Source organism: Rhizobacter sp. P2_H2, from assembly GCF_056403375.1.
This window is the reverse complement of record NZ_JBFUFP010000444.1, coordinates 1-4255: the sequence shown is the minus strand read 5'-3', so window position 1 is coordinate 4255 and position 4255 is coordinate 1. Positions and strand designations below refer to the sequence as shown.

Sequence of the window (4255 nt, the reverse complement as noted above, 5' to 3'; positions counted from 1 at the left end):
CGCCGCCGCGCCGCTTCACGAAGAAGCCGGCGTTCGCGCGCGACACCAGCCAGCCCTGCGCGACCAGCCGGTCGTAGGCCTCGACCACGGTGAAGACGCTCACGCCGTGCGAGGCCGCGAAGGCGCGGATCGACGGCAGCTTGGCGCCGGGCTTCAGCGACTGCTCGGCAATCATGCGGCGCAAGCCGTCGACGATCTGGCCGACCAGCGGCATCGGGGAGTTCGGGTTCAGCGTGAACATCGGCGTGTCGTGGCTACTGCTGCTTCCTCGTGCATGGCGCACCGGATCAGGGCTTGCATGTACAGGCCCCGCGGCCTGCACAGTACACCGAAACGCCGCACCGTCTGTACATGGCGGCGCGCGCAGCGGCTGCCTACAGTCCGCCCACACGAATTTTCCCTGCCCTGGAGCCTGGCCATGCAACGCGAACACGACACCAATGCCGTCCTGATGGCGCGCCGCCATGCCGCGGTGGCCCGCGGGGTCGGCCAGGCCCACCCGATCTTCGTCGCCCGCGGCGCCAATGCCGAGGTCTGGGACGTCGAGGGCCGGCGCTACATCGACTTCGCCGGCGGCATCGCGGTGCTCAACACCGGCCACTGCCACCCGGAGGTGATCGCCGCCGTGCGGGCCCAGCTCGACGCCTACACCCACACCTGCTTCCAGGTGCTCGCCTACGAGCCCTACGTCGAGCTGGCCGAACGGCTGAACGCGCTGGCACCCGGCGCCTTCGCGAAGAAGTCGCTGTTCCTGTCGACCGGGGCCGAGGCGGTCGAGAACGCCGTCAAGATCGCCCGCGCGTTCACGCGCCGCCCGGGCGTGATCGCGTTCACCGGCGGCTACCACGGCCGCACGATGATGACGCTCGGGCTGACCGGCAAGGTCGCACCGTACAAGACCGGCTTCGGGCCGTTCCCGGGCGAGACCTTCCATGCGCTGTTCCCGAACGCGCTGCACGGCGTCAGCATCGACGACGCACTGCATTCGGTGGAGACGATCTTCAAGAACGACATCGAGCCGGAGCGCGTGGCCGCGTTCATCATCGAACCGGTGCAGGGCGAAGGCGGCTTCCACGTCGCGCCGAACGAGTTCATCGCGCGCCTGAAAACCCTGGCCGAGCGGTACGGCATCCTGCTGATCGCCGACGAGGTGCAGACCGGCGCCGGCCGCACCGGCACCTGGTTCGCGAGCGAGCAATGGCCGGTCGCGCCGGACCTGATCACCACCGCCAAGTCGATGGCCGGCGGCTTCCCCATCTCGGGCGTGGTCGGCCGTGCCGACGTGATGGACGCGCCCGGCCCGGGCGGGCTCGGCGGCACCTACGCGGGCTCGCCGATCGGCTGMGCGGCGGCACTCGCGGTGCTGAAGGTGTTCGACGACGAACAGCTGCTGCAGCGCAGTCGCGCGCTCGGCGAGCGGCTCGCGGCCGGGCTGCGCCGCATCGCGACCCGCGTGCCCGAGGTGCGCGACGTGCGCGGACTGGGTGCGATGGTGGCGATCGAGCTGTTCGAGGGCGGCGACCTGTCGAAGCCGGCCGCCGAACTGACGCGCAACGTGGTCGCCGAAGCGGCCCGCCGCGGGCTCATACTGCTCTCCTGCGGCACCCACGGCAACGTGATCCGCGTGCTGGTGCCGCTGACGGCCGAGGACGCGCTGGTCGACGAAGGCCTGCAGGTGCTGGCCGACAGTTTCGCCGCTCTGCGTTGAACGAGGTGCGCATGCCTGCCGTCTCCGGAACCTCTCCCGCCGCCGCCGCTGCCGTCCCGCAGGGCGCACCGGCCGAACCGCTGGTGCGCTTTCGCGGCGTGCAGAAGACCTACGACGGCAGCCACCTGGTGGTGCGCGGCCTCGACCTGGACATCCGCCGCGGCGAGTTCCTGACGCTGCTCGGTCCCTCGGGCTCGGGCAAGACCACGACGCTGATGATGCTGGCCGGCTTCGAGTCGCCGACCGCCGGCGACATCCTGCTCGACGGCCGCCCGATCACGCGCACGCCGCCGCACAAGCGGCATTTCGGGATGGTGTTCCAGAACTACGCGCTGTTCCCGCACCTGACGGTCGGGCAGAACGTGGCCTACCCGCTGACGGTGCGCAGGCTGCCGCGCGACGAGCAGGCGCGGCGCGTGGCGCGCGCCCTCGAGATGGTGCGGCTGACCGGCATGGCCGAGCGCTCGCCGGCCCAGCTCTCGGGCGGCCAGCAGCAGCGCGTCGCSCTGGCGCGGGCGCTGGTGTTCGAGCCSCAGCTGGTGCTGATGGACGARCCGCTSGGCGCRCTCGACAAGCAGCTGCGCGAGCACATGCAGATCGAGCTGAAGGAGCTGCACCGGCAGCTCGGCGTCACCTTCGTCTACGTGACGCACGACCAGGGCGAGGCGCTGACGATGAGCGACCGCGTGGCCGTCTTCAACGACGGCGCGGTGCAGATGCTCGCGCCGGTGGAGGCGATGTACGAGGCGCCGTCCAACCGCTTCGTGGCCGGCTTCATCGGCGACAGCACCGTCGTCAAGGGCACCGTGCGGGCGACCCACGTCGACGACACCAGCGACCGCTGCGGCATGGTGCTGATCGACGGGCGCGTGCTGACCGGCGTCAACGTGAACGGCGCGGCGGTCGGTGCGGCGGTCGAGGCCTGCATCCGCCCGGAGCGCATCCGGCTGCACCGGCAGGCGCCGGCCGAGCATGGCAACGCGCTGCAGGCGCGCGTCGACAGCGTCATCTACTTCGGCGACCACCTGCGGCTGCTGTGCGCGCTCGGCGAAGGCCAGGCCGCGGCGACGGTCAAGCTGCCGCTGGCCGACGGCGCGGCACCGCACGCCGGCGACGCGGTCTGGCTGGAGCTGCCGCCCGAGCACACGCGCATCTACATCGTCTGAGCCCTGCCGTCCCGGCCTCCTCCACCGCTTTCATCACCCCGAAGGACCCCGTCATGAAGAAGAGCATCCTGAGCCTCGCGCTCGCCGTCGGCTTCGCGCTGCCGGCGTTCGCCCAGCAGATCACCGTCGTCAACTTCGGCGGCGCGAACGCCAATGCGCAGAAGAAGGCCTACTACGAGCCGTTCGAGAAGACCGGCACCAAGGTCGTGCCGGTGGAATACAACGGCGAGCAGGCCAAGATCAAGGCGATGGTCGAGACGAAGAAGGTCACGTGGGACGTCGTCGAGGTCGAGTCGCCCGACGTCGCGCGCGGTTGCGACGAGGGCCTGTTCGAGAAGCTCGACTACAGCAAGCTCGGCGGCAAGGCCGACCTGCTGCCGGCGGCCGTCAGCGACTGCGGCATCGGCATCTTCGTGTGGTCGACCGTGATGGCCTACAACGGCGACAAGCTGAAGGGCACGCCCACCACCTGGGCCGATTTCTGGGACCTGAAGAAATTCCCCGGCAAGCGCGGCATGCGCAAGGGCGCGCGCTACAACCTCGAGTTCGCGCTGATGGCCGACGGCGTGAAGACCGCCGACGTCTACAAGGTGCTCGCCTCCAAGGACGGCGCCGACCGCGCGTTCAGGAAGCTGAGCGAGCTGAAGCCGAGCATCCAGTGGTGGGAGGCCGGCGCGCAGCCGCCGCAGTTCCTGGTGGCGGGCGACGTCGCGCTGACGACGGTCTACAACGGCCGCATCGATGCCGCGAACCGCGAGGGCAAGAACCTGAAGATCACCTGGACCGGCGGCATCTACGACCTGGACTACTGGGTGATCCCGAAGGGCACGCCGAACAAGGATGYGGCGCTGAAGTTCATCGCGTTCGCCAGCACCCCGGACGCGCAGGCCGAGTACGCAAAGAACATCGCCTATGGCCCGACCAACACCAAGGCACTGGCCAGGCTGGATGCCAAGGTGCTGGGCAACCTGCCGACCTCGCCGGCCAACTCGAAGGACGCGCTGCAGTTCAACCTGAAGTTCTGGGCCGACCAGGGCGAGGAGCTGGAGAAGCGCTTCGCCTCGTGGGCCGCGCAGTAAGGCGCTCGTGATGGACACGCTCGCCGCCCCGCTGCCGATCGGCGACCCGCATGCGCTGCGCCGCCAGCTCGCGCGTGCCGACCGGCGGCGCAAGCTGCGGGCGTTCTCGCTGACGCTGCCGCTGCTGCTGTTCCTGTTGCTGACCTTCCTGGTGCCGATCGCCGCGTTGCTCAAGCGCGCGGTCGAGAACCCGGAGGTCGCGACCGCGCTGCCGCGCACCGTCGCGGCGCTCGCGTCGTGGGACCGCGCCTCGGTGCCGGCACCGGACGCGTTCGCCGCGCTGGTCGCCGACCTGGGCACGC

The 4255-nt window shown here is 70.3% G+C and carries 4 protein-coding genes and 1 pseudogene; 4 read left to right on the top strand and 1 reads right to left on the bottom strand.

Annotated elements, in window-relative coordinates:
* On the bottom strand, nt 1-241 hold a 241-nt coding region (locus AC1D15_RS19995; protein ID WP_477827346.1), incomplete at its 3' end, for a GntR family transcriptional regulator.
* Between the two features lie 177 nt (nt 242-418).
* Between AC1D15_RS19995 and gabT the strand changes: the two genes are divergently transcribed.
* From gabT to AC1D15_RS19975, 4 genes and pseudogenes are all read left to right on the top strand, one after another.
* Nucleotides 419-1708, top strand: coding sequence for a 4-aminobutyrate--2-oxoglutarate transaminase (gene gabT, locus AC1D15_RS19990; protein WP_477827345.1), 1290 nt, complete (start codon nt 419-421; stop codon nt 1706-1708).
* Between the two features lie 11 nt (nt 1709-1719).
* The gene (locus tag AC1D15_RS19985; protein ID WP_465114400.1) at nt 1720-2874 is read left to right on the top strand and encodes an ABC transporter ATP-binding protein; all 1155 of its coding nucleotides are present in this window, start codon (nt 1720-1722) and stop codon (nt 2872-2874) included.
* 53 nt (nt 2875-2927) lie between these two features.
* Nucleotides 2928-3953 (top strand): ABC transporter substrate-binding protein, encoded by a 1026-nt coding sequence (locus tag AC1D15_RS19980; RefSeq protein WP_477827344.1) that lies wholly within the window; start codon nt 2928-2930, stop codon nt 3951-3953.
* A 10-nt stretch (nt 3954-3963) separates the two neighbouring features.
* Nucleotides 3964-4255: pseudogene (locus tag AC1D15_RS19975) on the top strand (ABC transporter permease); the annotation flags it as partial.